Origin of the sequence: Odoribacter splanchnicus DSM 20712 (assembly GCF_000190535.1) — a bacterium.
GTDB lineage: Bacteria > Bacteroidota > Bacteroidia > Bacteroidales > Marinifilaceae > Odoribacter > Odoribacter splanchnicus.
The window spans coordinates 4,361,686-4,378,160 of the sequence record NC_015160.1; the positions used below are offsets into that span (position 1 = coordinate 4,361,686).

Consider the following 16,475-nt stretch of genomic DNA (forward strand, 5'->3'; position numbering starts at 1 on the left):
TGTTTAACCTCTAAACGAAAAAAGATGAAAATCAAATATTTAATTCTTTGTTTTGTCGCTTCTTTATTGGCTTCGTGCGGAGAAATCGACGAGTCGAATCTGAAGCTCTATCCTTCCAAACTTTATCTGGGAGTGAGTGGTTACAACCTGCAAGAAATATACGATCTGGGCGAAGAATCTTTGGTATGGGATGTATATGTGGATAAGAGCGGTTATTACGATAATGCCGCCGAAGTAGAATTGTCGTATGATCCGACAGTACTGACCGATTATCAGGAGCTGACTCAGGAGGGACTGGATTTCGAAGTATTACCTGAGCATGTCGGTACTTTGGGGCAAAAACGCCTGAGTCTGGCTGCCGACGCCACCTTGGGAGGTACACAACTGACTTTCGATATGACTACTCTTCGAACACTGATTCCGAAAGATGAAGAAGTGAAGTACGTTTATCCGGTACGGATCAAGAGCCTGACCGAGGGGGTAGAGGTCAATACCGATAAAGATTACCTGTTGCTGGCGATCCGGCTGAATACACCTCAGGCAAATTTGCGCGGAAGAGGGAGTTTGATAGAGGTAAGCTGTGATCCGTGGCGGAATGTCAATATGGATAAAGTCACTGTTCCTTTGGTCATAGACTTGCCTTTCGAGAATAAAGATATGGAGCTGACCTTTACCTATGAAGCCGACCCGGATTTACTCGTTACCTATAATCGGCAGAATGGTACTTCTTATGAACTTTTACCAGATTGTTATACGACTCCGGAATTGAAAATTAAGGCAGGAGAAGTAACTACTACAGCGGAGATCGAAGTGACTCCGACCAGCTTGACTGCTGCACCTGGTGGAAAAGAGTATCTTTTGCCAATACGGATAACGGGATGTGATAATTCTTCGGTAAAGATTCAGGATGGTGCTGTTACTTATTTGTCAATTAATATGAGAGATAAGTATACGGGTTCCTGGACAATGACTATTTTAGATGGAGAGAGTGGTATTTCAACTAGCCCAGGTGCTGTTATAAATGCACAACTTTATCATTTAAAAGCAATGAAAAAAAGTGGTTTGGGAGATGCAAGTTGCCAGAATCTAATTAATAATGTTTCTGATGAGGAAGTTATTTTTAGTCCTGGCTGGGCAGGTACGTTCTGGGATCAGACAACTCAAGCATTTAAAATAACAGAGGAAGATGTTGGAAATGAACGAAAGAAAGTAGAGATTATATATGGCTGGAATGGCGATGTTTATAATTATCGGGTTACTAATAATCAAAGTTGGTATGAGCCTGCTACTCAGACATTACATATTGAATATGATGGTGTCTATGATTGGGGAAACTATTCCGTACGCAGAAATTTTACAAATCCTGTATTTAATTAAAATATTTTGATTCATACGGACGATTTTAAATCGTCCGTATGAAAATCGGTAATAGAGTATCCCGAAAATCCAATGGAAGTGAGTAGGGAATTTTAAAATTTTAAGTCATGAAAAAATGGATATTTATTACAACTTGTACCGTTGGGGTTTTATTATCGGCTGTAAATGTTTATAATGCTCAAGGTGCTTGGAATACCTTGTCGGGCGGCTTAAAGCAAGAGTGCTATTTTTCTGAAAAAATGAGAAATTATGTTGAAATGCGAGAATATGCTGATCCTCCTGTGTTAACATCTTTTTTAATAACTCCTATGTGTATGTCTTCTACTGCTGATATGGGGATTAATAGTTCAACTTATTCTTTTCTGATTGACGGTGGATTACAAAAAGCTCCTAATGCTATATTATGTAGACGTGATATATATAATACAGGTTTGCATATATGGCATGTGAAACTTGCAGCACAAGGAATATTTAAAGATGTTCAGGTAAAGAGGAATAATGAGAATTGTGTTAATATTAGTAATGTTGTGTTTAATCAGAGTAATTGTGAATTTATAGTATCTTCTGAAACGCCTTTACAAAGAGAAAGTACTACACTTCTTCTCTATATTTACAATTCTTGTATAGTATGGGATATAGAGGCCGGGCTGTTTTCTACGATACCTGGGCCGTTACCTGATTAGGAGCCTGTTTATCATAAAGAGTTCAATGTTGCAAGAGTGTTCCTTCTTTCCGGGAAGATGATTATTTTTAAGTTACCGCACTTGAAATAATTATGTATTTAACAGATTTAGAAGAAATACAAAGACAAGTTTTCAAGAAAATCTTGAACTTGCAAAAAAGAAAACGAAAATATGATTTGCGTGAAATATGGAATGTCGTTTTCTACTTCGTGAAGACGGGTTGCCAATGGCGTATGCCCCCTTCTCATTTCGCTTCCTGGGGACTGTTTATTACTATTAGCGAAATAGGCTTTCTTAATTTGTTAATGAACAACTTATGAGAGAAAGTACGTTTTCAAAAAGGTCAAAATGCCAAAGCAAGCGTGTGGGCATCATGGACAGTCAAAGCGTCCAGTGGGGCGATAATTGCTTCTTGAACGATATAGACGGCAACAAAAAAGTATAGGAATTAATACCATGTGGTCATAGACAAGAATGGCTTCCTGATTGTAGTCATGGTGTCTACAGCTTGTATAAATGACGGTAAGGTAGCCCGCCTGTTGGCACGATTCGTGAAAGAGCTTTGCTGTAGCATTAAAGTCATTCTTGCGGATGCTGGAACCGGAGCGCCGATAAAATCAAAAAGGCTTTCGGGTACATACTTGATATTTAAGTAAGCAGGGACAAGTCAAAAGGCTTTAAACTAGTAGTAAAGGCTGGGTTATGGAAAGGACTTTCTCATGGTTTGATAATTACAAAAGGCTTTGCCGAAATTACGAATTCACGTTTGATTCGGCAGAGGAGATGAGCAAACTTGCTGCCATAAGGATGTTACTTAAAGGATTTCTTAGATAACTCCGTTAGCTATGAAATTAAATTTTGCAATGTTTAGGATAAAATTGAATAAGTCGGTGTATATTATTTCCGTTTTATATACTGTGTTATTATGGAATTGTAAGAATACAGGTCATTCAAGTGATTTGAGAATTAATAATGATTCTTTATTTAACAGGTTAATTATTATTGATTTAGATAGTTTGGAAGAGAAGGACCTTGTCACTTACCCTGTCAGGTTAGAATATTTACGAAAGATTGAGGTTGGCGGCAGCGTTTTTGAAGTGGCGGATAAATGGCCGGATAGTGTAGAGATTGTGAAATTAGAGACAGCTCAGGAATGTCTGATGGGAGTTGTAAAACGGATTTATGTCGTGGATAGTTTGTTATTTATCAGTGATTCTAATGAAAAATTATTTGTTTTTGACAGATCGGGAAAATTTAGAAATACGATAGGAACTTTGGGGCGAGGAAATGATGAGTTGTTGTCTATGGTTGATTTTTGTGTAGATGCTTTAAAACGGAACGTATATGTTTTTGATCTATTGAGAAAGAAAATTTTCAAATATGATTTTCAAGGTCATTTGCTTGACAAGCTACGTTTTGAAAATGAGGTGGTAAATCATACCGGCCATATTTATTGGATGCCGGATGGAAATATAGTGGCAGAATTGGACTATTTTCCCGGAAGTAATTATCATTATGCCATATTGGACCGGAATAACGATTATCAGGTAAAAAATTATGCCTGTCCGTATGGCATTCCTTCGACTCTGCCGGTAGCTTTCGATCATACGATGCAAAGTTGCCGGGGAGATCATTGTTGGATGCTGACTTTATTATCCGATACGATCTATAGATATGCCGATGGGGAAATTGTGCCGGCAATGGTTGTAAAATCGAATGCCAGACCTGTAACTGCAGAAGTACTTTCCGGACAAAATTGGGAAACGGCTTTCCATGCTGATGCGGATTTGCTGCGTTGGGGATATTCGACAGGCATTTCGAAAATTTGGGCTACCGATCGTTTCCTTTATTTTACATATAGAGATATGAAAGACTGGTATGTTGTCTGTTGGGACCGGATAACCTGTAAAGGTTATAAGTACAAACAATATCCGCGGGGAAATATATTTATGCCAGGTGGTTTTATAGCAACATGCGCAGATGCTTTTATTGGTGCTGTTTCTGCTCTTGATTTTCTTACTCCGCCTGAGGGAGTTGGGGGAAAAGAGAGGGCTCAATGGAAAGAGTGGATTAAAGGGATACAGGAAGACGATAATCCGATATTGTTGTTGTATTATGTTCGTAAATAAAATATTGAACCGATGAGAATGATACTATACCTGTTGGTATTTGCAGTTATCATGGTGAATCGAAAAGCCAATAGAAGTGAGTAGAAAATTTTAAGTCATGAAAAGATGGAAATGTTTTGATTCCTATATGTGAGAAAAGTGAGGGAAATTGTTGTAAAAAGAGTTGGTTAGATAGTTCGATTAGGTATTTATGATTAATTTAAAGAGGAAAATAATAATATTGTCCTTGATCTTTTTTGTATATCTCTTATTTTCATGTGGGAGAAAAAATGATGGGGGGATAGGAGATATACGGAAAATAGACTTGGCCGGTTTATCTGTTTATAATCCTTTTATTAAAGGAAATCAGCTTGACAGTATCAAAATAGTAAAATTAGCTACAGATACGAATTGTTTACTTGGAGGGATAATAAAGGTTATAATTGAAGATTCACTGATCTTTATCAGAGATGCTAATGAGAAATTATTTGTTTTTGATTTGAATGGGAAATTCCGGAATATGATAGGGGTTATGGGAAATGGTCCGCTGGAATATACTTCATTATCAGATTTTTATGTTAATTGTCAAAAGAAATTTGTTTGCATTTTGGATCGGATTAAGGGTAAGATTTATCGTTATACTTTTGACGGTCAGTATATAGAGGAGTTTGATTGTGACCGAAGTGTTTTTAATAATGTTATCGATATTCACTATGTGGGAGAGAACAAATTGTTGTTGAATATGAATAATCATATCGGTACGCTTTATAACTATGCTCTGGTAAATGAAAGTAGTTATAAGCTTGAACAATTCTTACACCCTTATCCTGTAGTGTCAAGAGAGCGTATTTCTAATGGAATGCTACCGACAGTCGTATATGGTAACGGAAATATTTTTTATACAGTATTGTTGTCCGATACAATTTATACTATACAGGATGGAGAAAGCAGACCGATTTATTTGTATGAAGGAGGATTAAAACATATTAATTATGAAGCCTTACAGCAGGAAACTCCTTACCAAAGTATTTTTGAGGCGGAGATGAAGCTTATAAAAAAAGGTTATTCAGGAGGACTGTTACAATTATTTCAGTTAAAGGATCATTTATATTTTGAAATTTGCCAGGGGGAAGAATGTTGGAATATTTTTTGGAATCTGAAGGAGCAAACAGGATTTAAATATAATAGCTGTCTTCCTGGAATAAGGATCTTTCCAGGTAAAGTTCAAACTGTATATGAGAATTACATTGTTCGCAGTATATCTGCCTTAGATCTGAAAACGGAATATTTCAGAAAGCATAATTTTAAGGATAGTAGAATCGATGCGGTTAGCCGGGAAGTGTTGGAAGATGATAATCCTGTTCTGTTGTTTTATTATGTAAATACAGAAAGATTGAAAAAGTGAAATATACTTTGTTTACACAGAATATTTACTGGGAAGGATAACTTAAAACATTTAATTGTTTTAATATGAGATACTTTGAGATGAAAGGAATTTTTAGATTCTTATCCGGGATTATGGGTATTACCTGGCTATTATGGGGTGGTTGTAGACCTACAATAAAGGAACATGACCAATCTCTGTCGGATATAACAATAATCGATTTAGATAGTTTGGAGGAAGCAGATCTTTTGTTATCTCATCACCGAGTGGATTCTTTGAGGAAATTTGCTTTCCAGGGGCATGTTATGACTGTTGCGGATGGGTGGCCCGATAGTTTACGGGTAATTAAGTTGGAGACTTCGGCGGATTGTTTGCTCGGAGCAATAAAGAAAATCCGCTTTGTAGATTCTTTGATTTTTATAAGTGATTATAACGATCATCTCTATGTGTTTGATAGTTCTGGGAGTTTTCGGAATTCAATCGGTGAATTAGGTCGGGCTCCCAATCAGGTAGTTGCCTTGAGTAGTTTTTATGTGGATAGAAAGAGGAAAGTAGTTGGAGTGTATGATGGCTATAGCGATTGTATTCATAGATATGCATTCGATGGAATAAAGCAAGATAAAATATCCTGTAGGAATGAGGTAAATGGCTATATTCTCGATGTCAATCAAATAGATGACAATGAAATATTGTTGACCTTATCATCCGGTGTCGGCGATTTGTACAATTATGCAGTGGTTTCAGCTAAAGATTATAAATTGAAAGAATATATTCTTCCTTATAATTTAAGATATCTTGAAAATTCTAGTCGGGGAGAACTATCGTGTCTTGCTCAGCCTAACGGACAACTTTGGTTGACAGCTCTGTTGTCGGATACCATATATGAGTATAAAGCGGGAAAAATGTTGTCACGATTTGTAGTGAAATCTGATTGTATGTCTCTAAATGATCGGGTCTTTGAAAGTCATAAAGAATGGATTTCTCCTGCTCATGCATCGGCTTTTTTACGTGATAATGGGTATTCTCAGGGGCTGATGGCAATATGGGCAACTGATCAATATTTGCAATTCGATCTTTCCTATAAAGATGCCGGATACAGTGTCTATTATGATTATCTGAATCACAAAGGATATAAATCGAAACAGTATTCCCGTGGTAATGTTTTAATGCCCGGCCGGTTTCTGACAACCACTTCGGATGCTTTTGTGAGTTATGTTACAGCTTATGATTTTATTCATCAGCCGGAGGGTTGTATCGATGTCGACCGCCCCTTGTGGCGGGATTTGAGAGAACGGACGATGGAGGACGATAATCCGATATTGCTGTTGTATTATATTCGAAAGTAAATAGTTGGTTTGTAACAAAATGAATAATTGAAAGGAGGTGCTTTGTCACTGTGTCTTAGTGTGTATTAGGTCGGCAGTGATGGAGTATGAACTATTTAATATTTGAATTATGAAAAAAAGTAAAATTGTATTTTTATTAAGCATATTATCGGTCTCTGCTTTGACATGTATAGTCTGTGCAGGGAAATCCTTTTTCCGTTTATGGGGCATTGGCCTTAACGAATTTAGAGGCTTTAGCTAATGGAGAAGGAGGAGCGACAGGAACGACTACTGGAGAGTATGTTTATTATGATTTTAATGGACAAAGATGGTATGGGGTAGAGAATGAAGGAACAGGGAAGTGGTTTCCGAAATTCGATAAATGCTATATACAGGGGAAATGGGGAAATCATGTGTATTGTATTATCGGTTCGGGAAATTGTTGGAATGGAACCTCCTGTATTCATTGAATTAAATAATTGATAAATCGGATGTCAGAAAATGAGTTATTATTTTTCTGACATCCATTAAATGAAAAGTGACGATGCTTAGATTACTTAAATTTTTGTTATTATTTTCTTTATTTTTTGTCTCCTGTCGTTCAAAAAATAAAGTCGAACAACCAATGATTAAAGATTTTGATTTATTACAGCGTGCTAATAATGATTATACTACAATAGATTTAGAACATGCGGAAGAATTGGCCTATCGTGAACTTATTGATAGTATTCGTTATATATCCTTAGGAGATGAATGTGGAGTAATGGGAAATATTGCCAATATAATTACTTATAAAGGACGTTTTTATATTCAGGAAGAGCAGTTCGATCGGGTTTTTATTTATGACGATACTGGTAGATGTTTAAAAAAGATAGATAATAAAGGACGTGGTCCGGGCGAATATTTAAGAATAGAATCTATAGATATAAATACGGAAAAAGAGGAACTGATGCTCGTTGATGGTATGTCGGATAAACTTTTTTTTTATGATTTAGACGGGAATTTTAAATCTATTCATTCCATACGGTATTTTCAAACAGAGAATACTCTATGTTTAAGAGATAGTGTATTTCTTCATATATCTGCTCCTTCTCAAAATTTTGGAAATGAGGGATTATATGGATATGCTTTGGTATTGTCAAAAGGTAATGAAAATTTTCTTAAAGGGTATCGTTATTTACCTCTTCAAGTAGGATATAAGGGAGGAGGGCAAATCTTTAAAGGATATGAACGTTCATGTTATCATCCAATCTATTCAGATACAATTTATCAAATATTATCCGATACAACTTATGGACCGATTTTCTATTTTAAAATAAAAAATTCAAGTTGGGAAAAGTATCATAATTCAGATAGATTTGTTGATATAGATGGAAGTGAAGAAGGAGTGTTTACGTTACTTTACGAAAATCAGGATTTTTTTCTAGGATACATAGCCGATAAAAAAAAGAAAGGTAATTATATGCAGCCTTTTTTGTATGATAAAATGAAAGATAAGACTTATCTATTGAGGTGGTGCGATTATTATGAACATTTGAAGGAACTCGACTACTTTGAGGGATATGAGGCACGCGGAATATTTGAAGATTACTTTATTGCTCACGTAAGTTTTTCGACTCTTGATCAATATAATATATTCGAGCGCGTGAAAGATGGGGCTCTTAAAATTACAAATCCGGAGTTGGAAAGAGTAATCCAGAATTTGAATACAGATTCGAATCCGGTTTTGATCCTGACGAAGTTTAAACATTTATGATATGCAAAGGTTTATGAGATGGCCTTTATTACTGGCTATCGTGGTAAGTATTTTTTTACGGGAAACGAAAATAAATAAGTTATGGCAGATGGGAAAATAAATAGACCGTATGGGGGAGTCTTGTTATTGGGAATCTTTTTAACTCCTTTGTTATCGTTAGGTCATGATTATGCTGATGGTATAATTACCGCCAAATATTTCCGTTTTGCAGAAGTTGTCGGGATTGGTTTATTGCTGACATGGATGGTGGCATGGAAACGGAATTTTCAATTCTGTTTCAGATGGGTGGATGTCGGTGTGGTGCTGTTCGCTTTGTATGGGGTGGGAAGTTTTTTGTTGAATGATTTCAGGGGAGAAACGCAAACGTTGTTATTGATATTATTAGTGGGACTGTATTTTGTGTGTCGGGGTTTGGGAGGATGGAAGGTTTCTCAGAGGTTGCTTTTTACCTTTGTTTTATTGCTCGCCGGGAGCATCGAAGCGATATGGGGATTTTTACAGGTATACGGTTGGGCTGATCAATACCATAGCTTATACCGCTTGACCGGGAGTTTTTTTAATCCGGGCCCCTACAGCGGTTTTCTGGCGGTGATATTACCGGTGGCTTTGCATACTCTGTTAGGGCCGAAGCCTCTTTGCCGGGTTGATAAAATCGTGTACGGACTCGGAGTTATTTGTTTGGTTTCGATCATCCTGGTTTTACCGGCCGGCATGAGCCGGAGTGCCTGGGTGGCTGCCGGAGCCGGTTGCGGAGTTGTTGTGTGGAGGCAGAAACGCTCGAGGGAATACGTTAGGAGGGGAATAGGGCGGATAGGACGAGGTTGGAAAAGATGTTGGCTGGGGGGTATTTTATTACTGGGATTATCGATCGGGGGTGGATTGTATTTGCTGAAAAAGGATTCCGCCGATGGACGTTTGTTGGTATGGAAAATGGATCTGGCGGTGATGCGTTCCCAACCTTGGCTAGGTGTCGGTATCGGTCGGTATCCGGGTGCTTTAGGAGAAGCTCAGGCGGTTTATTTTGCAAACAGTCCTGCAGATCCGCGGGAAGAATATGTGGCTGATGCTCCTGAATATGGTTTCAATGAGTTTTTGCAATTGGGAGGTGAATATGGTTTGATCGGTTTGTGCTTGTTTTTATCGATAACGGGTATAGCGTCGGGAGGGCTGTTTAAAAGGAACACGCAGCAAACCGGTGGAGTATCGGGCGCTTTAAGCGCATTTCTGGTATTCGCTTGTTTTTCCTATCCTTTGCATATGTTACCGATGGCGATGCTGTTTGTGCTGTTATTGGCGTGGAGTGTGAATGTCGGTGCGAAAGGAGTAAGGATAAGACGCTGGGCAGGACAAATCCTGTGGTTACCGGTTATGGTACTGGGGCTTGTTGCTGCCTGGAGATTGACAGAAAAGGAAACCGCCTATAAAACATGGAAAACCGCAAGGGCTTATTTCCGTCAGGGAGATTATCAAGAGGCTTTAAACCGGTATACACCTTTATTTTCTGCCCTATCCGACCGGCCGGCTTTTGTGTTCGAGTTTGGCGAATGTCAATTTCAAAACGCCCAATATGGAAATGCGACGGCGATTTTTTTGTGGGCGGCGGAACTCAGTGCCGATCCGATGGTGTATAATAAGCTCGGGAAAAACTATCAGGCCCTGAAACAATATGACCGGGCCGAGAAAGCTTATGTCCAGGCTGCTCATATGATTCCCCATCGCATTTATCCGCTTTACCTGCTGGCTTTATTGTACCGGGAAATGGGAGATATGGAAAAGGCCCGTGATATGGCCCGGCAGGTAATCGACCAAGAACCCAAAGTGTGGTCACCTGCAGTGGAAGAAATGAAGACAGAAATGAAACAATTATAATGATTTTTGCTTACCCTAAATAACAAATGTGATGATGAAAATCCTATATTTTTACTTATCTGGCTTGTTGTTGCTGTGGAGTAGCTGTCAGCGGCCGACGATGCTCGATTTTGCGTTGCGGTATGCCGGGGAAAACCGCGTGGAACTGGAAAAGGTACTCGACCACTACCGGAATGATTCGCTGAAGTATAGGGCGGCCGTTTTTTTGATCGGGAATATGCCTTATCATTATTTCTATACAGGTGCGCAGTTGGATAGCCTCAGGCAAGGATACCGGTGGATGCAACGGACCGGACTAAGTGCCAAAGCGGTCAAACACAAATTGTGGAAGACTTTCGGCGAGCCTGATGTCAGGAGGTGGACGAAACGCAACGATGCCCGGTCGGTTACGGCCGATTTCCTTATCCGGCATATCGATTATGTATTCGGGGTGTGGGAGAAGCGGCCCTGGGCTTCGTATTATTCTTTCGAAGATTTTTGCGAATTTGTCCTGCCTTACCGGATTGAAAGGGAACCCCTGGAATTTTGGCAAGAGGCGTATGTACGGCGTTACGGACGGTTGTGCGACTCGCTCTGTGCCGTGAATCCGGATGTGGTGTTTGTCGCTTCGGCTCTGAACGATCACTTACGGGCCGAGCAGAATTGGTATGCATCTTCCGATTTGTCGTTTGTGGAATATGGAGCCTTGCAGTTACTGGACGAACGATTCGGAGGTTGCCGGGAGTTGTCGGGGTTCAATGTGGCCCTGTTCCGGGCATTGGGGATCCCTTGCGGAATCGACCGGGTGGTGCAGAATCCCCACCGGATCGGTTCGCATATGTGGACATTTATGGTGGATACCGACGGACGAAAGCTTCCCTACCTGTGGAATTACTGATCATGAAGTGAAATCCATCCGTGGTGGGAATGAAAGAGTACAAAAGATGCATCTGGTGAAAAAATATACCGGGACGGCTATGGATCGCTTGCTGCTGGATTTGATGGTACAGGGGGTATTCGAAGGAGCGAATACGCCGGATTTCCGGGATGCCGTGGTGCTCCACCGGATTACTAAAGTGCCGCTTCCCGATTCGAACTGGGTACGGGTGAACTGTCCGTCGGAATTTCGCTATCTGCGTTACCGGGGACCGAAAGGTTCCAATAGTTGTATTGCAGAGGCGATGTTTTTCGATGCGGACGGTAAACTGATCCGGGGGGCCTGTATCGGTACACCTTCGGCGGAGAACGGAAAGACCTGGGATTGTACAAAAGTTTATGATGGGAGCAAACATACCTATTTTGCCGCTCAGGATGCCGATACCTCCTGGGCCGGTTTGCAGTTGGCGATACCTGTCCGCGTCAGCCGGATCTGTTACATTCCCCGGAACGACGATAATTTTGTCAAACCGGGCGACCTATACGAACTGTTGGTGTGGGACCGGGGACAATGGTACACGATGGGACGGCAGGTGCCCGACACCTATGGACTCGATTATGAGGGAGTTCCTGCCGGACACCTCTACTGGCTGAGGGATCTCACTGAGGGAGTGGAAGAACGGATATTTACGTACGAACAGGGAAAACAGGTGTGGTGGTAGGAAGTTTGTACGATTTTTGCATCTAAAAAAATTTTTGTTGCATTCTTTTTCTTTCGTTCATACTATTTTTAACCTCACTTAACGGAGCGGAAATGGGAGGATAGAAAGAAAAGTAACGGTGGAGAGTAAATTTTTATAAAAATTGAATATGGTAAAAAAAATCGTTGGAACAGGAGTATTACTTGTCCTGGCTTTGGCGTTGCAAGCCGGAGTGAAAATGTATACTTTAAAGTCGCCGGACGGTAAAGTGAAACTCGAAGTGACTGCCGGACAGGGGATAGCTTATTCACTTTTCTATGATGGCCGGCTTTTATTAAAACCTTCCCGGATAGCCCTTCATACCGACCTGCCGGAAGCCGATCATTGGGAAAATATCCGTATAACGGGAACAAAACAGAGGCATGTGTCGGAGACGGTACAGGCTCCGTTCTATCGGGTGAAGGAGTTCGGAATCGATTGTAATGAACTCGAACTCCGGTTGAACAATGGTTTTTCACTGCTGATGCGGGCCTATAACGATGGTATGGCCTATCGGTTCGTGGCCGGCCGGAAAGGAGAGATGACAGTGGTGGAGGAGAGGGCCGAATTTAATTTTGCTGATGATTTCGAAGCCTATATACCGTATTCTACCAATCCGAAAGATCCCTGGAATATGGCTTTTCAAAATTTTTACACCAAAGCTCCTCTTACACAATATAATACAGAGTTACCTGCTTTTTTACCCTTGACTGTGGATGCCGGTGCGGTGAAACTGACCTTACTGGAATCCGATTTGGAAGCTTATCCGGGCATGTTCGTCTGTGGAGATGGAAAAACGCCGGCTTTGAAAGGGGTGTTTGCAGCCTATCCTCAGGAAACGTTTAAGAATAAGTGGCGTTGTCAGGAGACGGTGAAAACCCGCAGGCCTTATATTGCGCGGGTAGCCGGTAAATGTACCTTTCCCTGGAGAATTATGGCAGTGACTGCAGAAGATACTCAGATGCCGGTGAATCATCTGGTGTATGCGCTGGCCGCTCCCAACCGGATCGGTGATTACAACTGGATAAAACCCGGGAAAGTGGCCTGGGAATGGTGGAACGACTGGGGGATCAGCGGAGTGGATTTTAAAGTAGGAATCAATACGCCGACTTATAAACATTATATCGACTTTGCTGCGGAACAAGGAATCGAATATGTGGTGCTCGACGAAGGTTGGTCGGATCCCAAACAGGGAGATATCATGACCACTGTTCCGGAGATCGATTTACCGGAATTGGCCGAATATGCCCGCAACAAAGGGGTCGGACTGATTCTGTGGGCGGTGATGAACGTGCTGGACGAGCAGCTCGAAAAGGCTTGCCGGTATTATGCCGGTATGGGGATTAAGGGCTTCAAAGTCGACTTCCTCGACCGGGATGATCAGAAAGCGGTAGAGATGGTTTACCGGATCGCGGAAACTACTGCAAAATATAAGCTGTTCGTGGATTTTCACGGTATGTATAAACCGACCGGAATCAACCGTACTTTCCCGAATGCGATCAATTTCGAAGGAGTATTCGGCATGGAGGAACTGAAATGGAGTAATCCCGATATGCCTTTGTACGACGTAACTATGCCTTTTATTCGTATGATGGCCGGGAATGTGGATTATACCCAGGGAGCTATGCGGAATGCAGTGAAAAAGGACTTCAGGGATATTTACAGTAGCCCGATGAGTCAGGGGACCCGTTGTCATCAACTGGCTACTTATATCGTGTTCGACAGTCCGTTGGTGATGCTGTGTGATGCCCCCACCGCCTATCGCAAGGAACCCGAATGTACCCGCTTTATCGCCGGTTTACCCGTTGTGGCCGATGAAACCCGGATATTGCAGGGGAAAATGGGAGAATATATCGTTACTGCCCGGCGGGTGGGGGAAGACTGGATCGTCGGAGGACTGACCGATTGGGAAGCACGCACGGTGGATTTGGATTTGAGTTTCTTGCCGGAAGGGATGTTCCGGGCTGAAATTTTCTGCGACGGTATAAATGCGGATAAAAAGGGAGAGGATTACCGGCATGAATATCGTGATGTAAAAAGAGAGGATCGGTTGAAGATGCAACTTGCTCCGGGAGGAGGATTTGCTATCAGGTTGAAGAAAAATCATAACTGATAAAATTATAAACTTATGAAAATTATTCCTGTTATTTTATTATTGGTGTTCAGTTGTGCCGTTTGTGCACAGGAGCTGAAAGAAAAATATGCCGAAGCAGATGGGTTCAGGCAAAAGTATGAGGCCGGATATTTTGGAGGGAATATCACTCCCCGCTGGATCGGAAATACACATTTTTGCTGGTATGCGGTCAAGACTCCTGCAGGTACTGATTTTATACTGGTGAATGCCGGTAAACGACAGAAACAACCGGCTTTCGATCAGAAAGCTATGGCTAAAGCATTGACGGCTGAACTGGGACGAAAAGTGGAACCCGGGAAAATGCCTTTCCGGGAGATTGTGTTTTCGGACGATCTGAAACAACTGACTTTTGTGACCGAAGGCATGAAATATACTTACGACCGGAATAAAAATAAGGTGATCGGTAAGGTGAAAGAAGAACCCCGCCGCCGGGAAGGCCACTGGGGAGGTGTGAATGAAGAGAATTGGCAGGGAGCTACTCCTTCGCCCGATGGAAAAAAAGAAGCCTTTGTCAGTGAAGGAAATCTGTTTGTCCGTGATATAAGTAGCGGCAAGGTGAACCGGCTGAGCTACGACGGAGCCCCCGGAGAATACTATTCTTCTTTTATCAGCTGGTCGCCGGATTCCCGGAAATTGGTGAGTTGTAAATACCGCCCCGCCTGGATCCGGAAATTGAAGACCGTCGTGTCTTCGCCTGCCGGACAACTGCAACCCAAAATGGAAGAGATCGATTATGTGAAACCGGGAGATGCCCTGCCTGTCAAACGACCGGTATTGTTTCTGGTGGAGGAAGGACGACAGGTAAATATCGAGTTTGCCGAACCGGAAAAACAGTTTAACCTGAACAATATCCGTTGGGCCGATGACAGTCGTTCTTTTACTTTCGATTATAACAAACGGGGACATCAGGAATATATAGTTTATAAAGTCACCGGGGACAACCCGAAGGCTCAAGTGCTGATCGGGGAGAAGATGCCTACTTTTGTTTATTATAATTTGCTGTATCGCTACGATCTGAAAGACCGGAACGAGATCCTCTGGATTTCGGAGCGTGACGGATGGCGCCATCTTTATCTCTATGATGCGGATAACGGTCAGGTGAAACGACAACTGACCAAAGGGGAATGGGTAGTGAAACGGGTGTTGCATGTGGACGATGCCGCCAGGGTGGTTTATTTGGTAGGGTGCGGAAAAGATGCCGGTGAAGATCCCTATCTCGAGAAAGTATACCGGCTGAATATAGAGAATGGAGAATTGCTCTGCCTGACACCTGAAAATGGAAACCATCAAGTGGAATTTTCCAGGGATTATACCTATTTTACAGATAGCTGGTCCCGGATCGATTGTCCGCCGGTAGCTGCTTTGCGTAGTGCGAAAGACGGATCGGTCTTGTTGTCTTTGGAAAAGGCCGATATCAGCAAGATGCTGGCAGAAGGGTGGAGAATGCCTGAAGTGTTTTGTGCTAAAGGAAGAGACGGAGAAACCGATATTTGGGGAGTTATCGTCCGTCCGGTAGATTTCGACCCGTCCAAAAAATATCCCGTAATCGAGTATATCTATGCCGGACCACACGATTCTTTTGTCCCGAAATCTTTCACCGTATCTCCGGTAGATGCCGCTTTGGCGCAATTGGGCTTTATCGTGGTACAGATCGACGGAATGGGGACGGCTAACCGTTCGAAAAAATTCCATGATGTATGTTGGAAAAACCTGAAAGACGGAGGCTTTCCCGACCGGATCGCCTGGATGAAGGCTGCGGCGGCTAAATATCCTGAGATGGATATCGACCGGGTTGGGATTTATGGCTGCTCGGCAGGCGGACAAAATGCGATGGGAGCTGTATTGTTCCACCCTGATTTTTATAAAGTGAGTGTCGCTGCTTGCGGTTGCCATGATAACCGGATGGATAAGATCTGGTGGAATGAACAGTGGATGGGGTATCCCGTCGGAAAAGAATATGAAGAATGCTCCAATACGGTGAATGCTTATCGTCTGCAAGGGAAATTGATGCTGATCCTGGGGGAATTGGACGATAATGTCGATCCTTCGACAACTTTCCAGGTGGTGAATGCTTTGATCGGTGCCGGTAAAGAGTTTGAATTTGTAGTATTGCCCAACCAGCGGCATACGATGGGCGGAGCTTACGGTGAACGGAAAAGACGGGATTTCTTTATCCGGCATTTACAAGGCCTGCAAACTCCGGATTGGAATAAAGAGGAAAAGAAATAAAATCGAATCATAAAT

Annotated in this window: 13 protein-coding genes; all 13 read left to right on the forward strand. The window is 41.8% G+C overall.

What is annotated here, in order from left to right:
- Nucleotides 1–24 precede the first annotated feature (24 nt).
- On the forward strand, nt 25–1,377 hold the full coding sequence (locus tag ODOSP_RS18440) for a DUF1735 domain-containing protein (protein ID WP_013613769.1): 1,353 nt from the start codon (nt 25–27) through the stop codon (nt 1,375–1,377).
- 107 nt (nt 1,378–1,484) lie between these two features.
- Nucleotides 1,485–2,060, forward strand: a complete 576-nt coding sequence (locus ODOSP_RS18445) for a hypothetical protein (protein ID WP_013613770.1) — start codon at nt 1,485–1,487, stop codon at nt 2,058–2,060.
- Nucleotides 2,061–2,152: 92 nt separating this feature from the next.
- Nucleotides 2,153–2,380 carry a transposase gene (locus tag ODOSP_RS20355; RefSeq protein WP_071823591.1) on the forward strand — a complete coding sequence of 76 codons (228 nt, stop codon included), beginning with the start codon at nt 2,153–2,155 and terminating at the stop codon, nt 2,378–2,380.
- Between the two features lie 696 nt (nt 2,381–3,076).
- Nucleotides 3,077–4,189: a 6-bladed beta-propeller gene (locus ODOSP_RS18455; protein ID WP_157741871.1), complete on the forward strand. Its 1,113-nt coding sequence runs from the start codon at nt 3,077–3,079 to the stop codon at nt 4,187–4,189.
- 190 nt (nt 4,190–4,379) lie between these two features.
- Nucleotides 4,380–5,573, forward strand: coding sequence for a 6-bladed beta-propeller (locus ODOSP_RS18460; RefSeq protein ID WP_083813770.1), 1,194 nt, complete (start codon nt 4,380–4,382; stop codon nt 5,571–5,573).
- Nucleotides 5,574–5,638: 65 nt separating this feature from the next.
- Nucleotides 5,639–6,898: a 6-bladed beta-propeller gene (locus ODOSP_RS18465; RefSeq protein WP_013613773.1), complete on the forward strand. Its 1,260-nt coding sequence runs from the start codon at nt 5,639–5,641 to the stop codon at nt 6,896–6,898.
- 176 nt (nt 6,899–7,074) lie between these two features.
- A complete protein-coding gene (locus tag ODOSP_RS18470) occupies nt 7,075–7,347 on the forward strand; it encodes a hypothetical protein (RefSeq protein WP_041557064.1) in 273 nt (90 codons plus the stop codon).
- A 74-nt stretch (nt 7,348–7,421) separates the two neighbouring features.
- A complete protein-coding gene (locus ODOSP_RS18475; RefSeq protein WP_083813771.1) occupies nt 7,422–8,633 on the forward strand; it encodes a 6-bladed beta-propeller in 1,212 nt (403 codons plus the stop codon).
- 81 nt (nt 8,634–8,714) lie between these two features.
- Nucleotides 8,715–10,502, forward strand: coding sequence for an O-antigen ligase family protein (locus ODOSP_RS18480; protein WP_013613776.1), 1,788 nt, complete (start codon nt 8,715–8,717; stop codon nt 10,500–10,502).
- 31 nt (nt 10,503–10,533) lie between these two features.
- Nucleotides 10,534–11,379 (forward strand): transglutaminase domain-containing protein, encoded by an 846-nt coding sequence (locus tag ODOSP_RS18485; protein ID WP_095074732.1) that lies wholly within the window; start codon nt 10,534–10,536, stop codon nt 11,377–11,379.
- Between the two features lie 7 nt (nt 11,380–11,386).
- Complete coding sequence (locus ODOSP_RS18490; RefSeq protein ID WP_167536002.1) at nt 11,387–12,079, forward strand: hypothetical protein; 693 nt, start codon at nt 11,387–11,389, stop codon at nt 12,077–12,079.
- A gap of 148 nt (nt 12,080–12,227) precedes the next feature.
- Complete coding sequence (locus ODOSP_RS18495; protein WP_013613779.1) at nt 12,228–14,210, forward strand: glycoside hydrolase family 97 protein; 1,983 nt, start codon at nt 12,228–12,230, stop codon at nt 14,208–14,210.
- A gap of 15 nt (nt 14,211–14,225) precedes the next feature.
- A complete protein-coding gene (locus ODOSP_RS18500) occupies nt 14,226–16,460 on the forward strand; it encodes a S9 family peptidase (protein ID WP_013613780.1) in 2,235 nt (744 codons plus the stop codon).
- Nucleotides 16,461–16,475 lie beyond the last annotated feature (15 nt).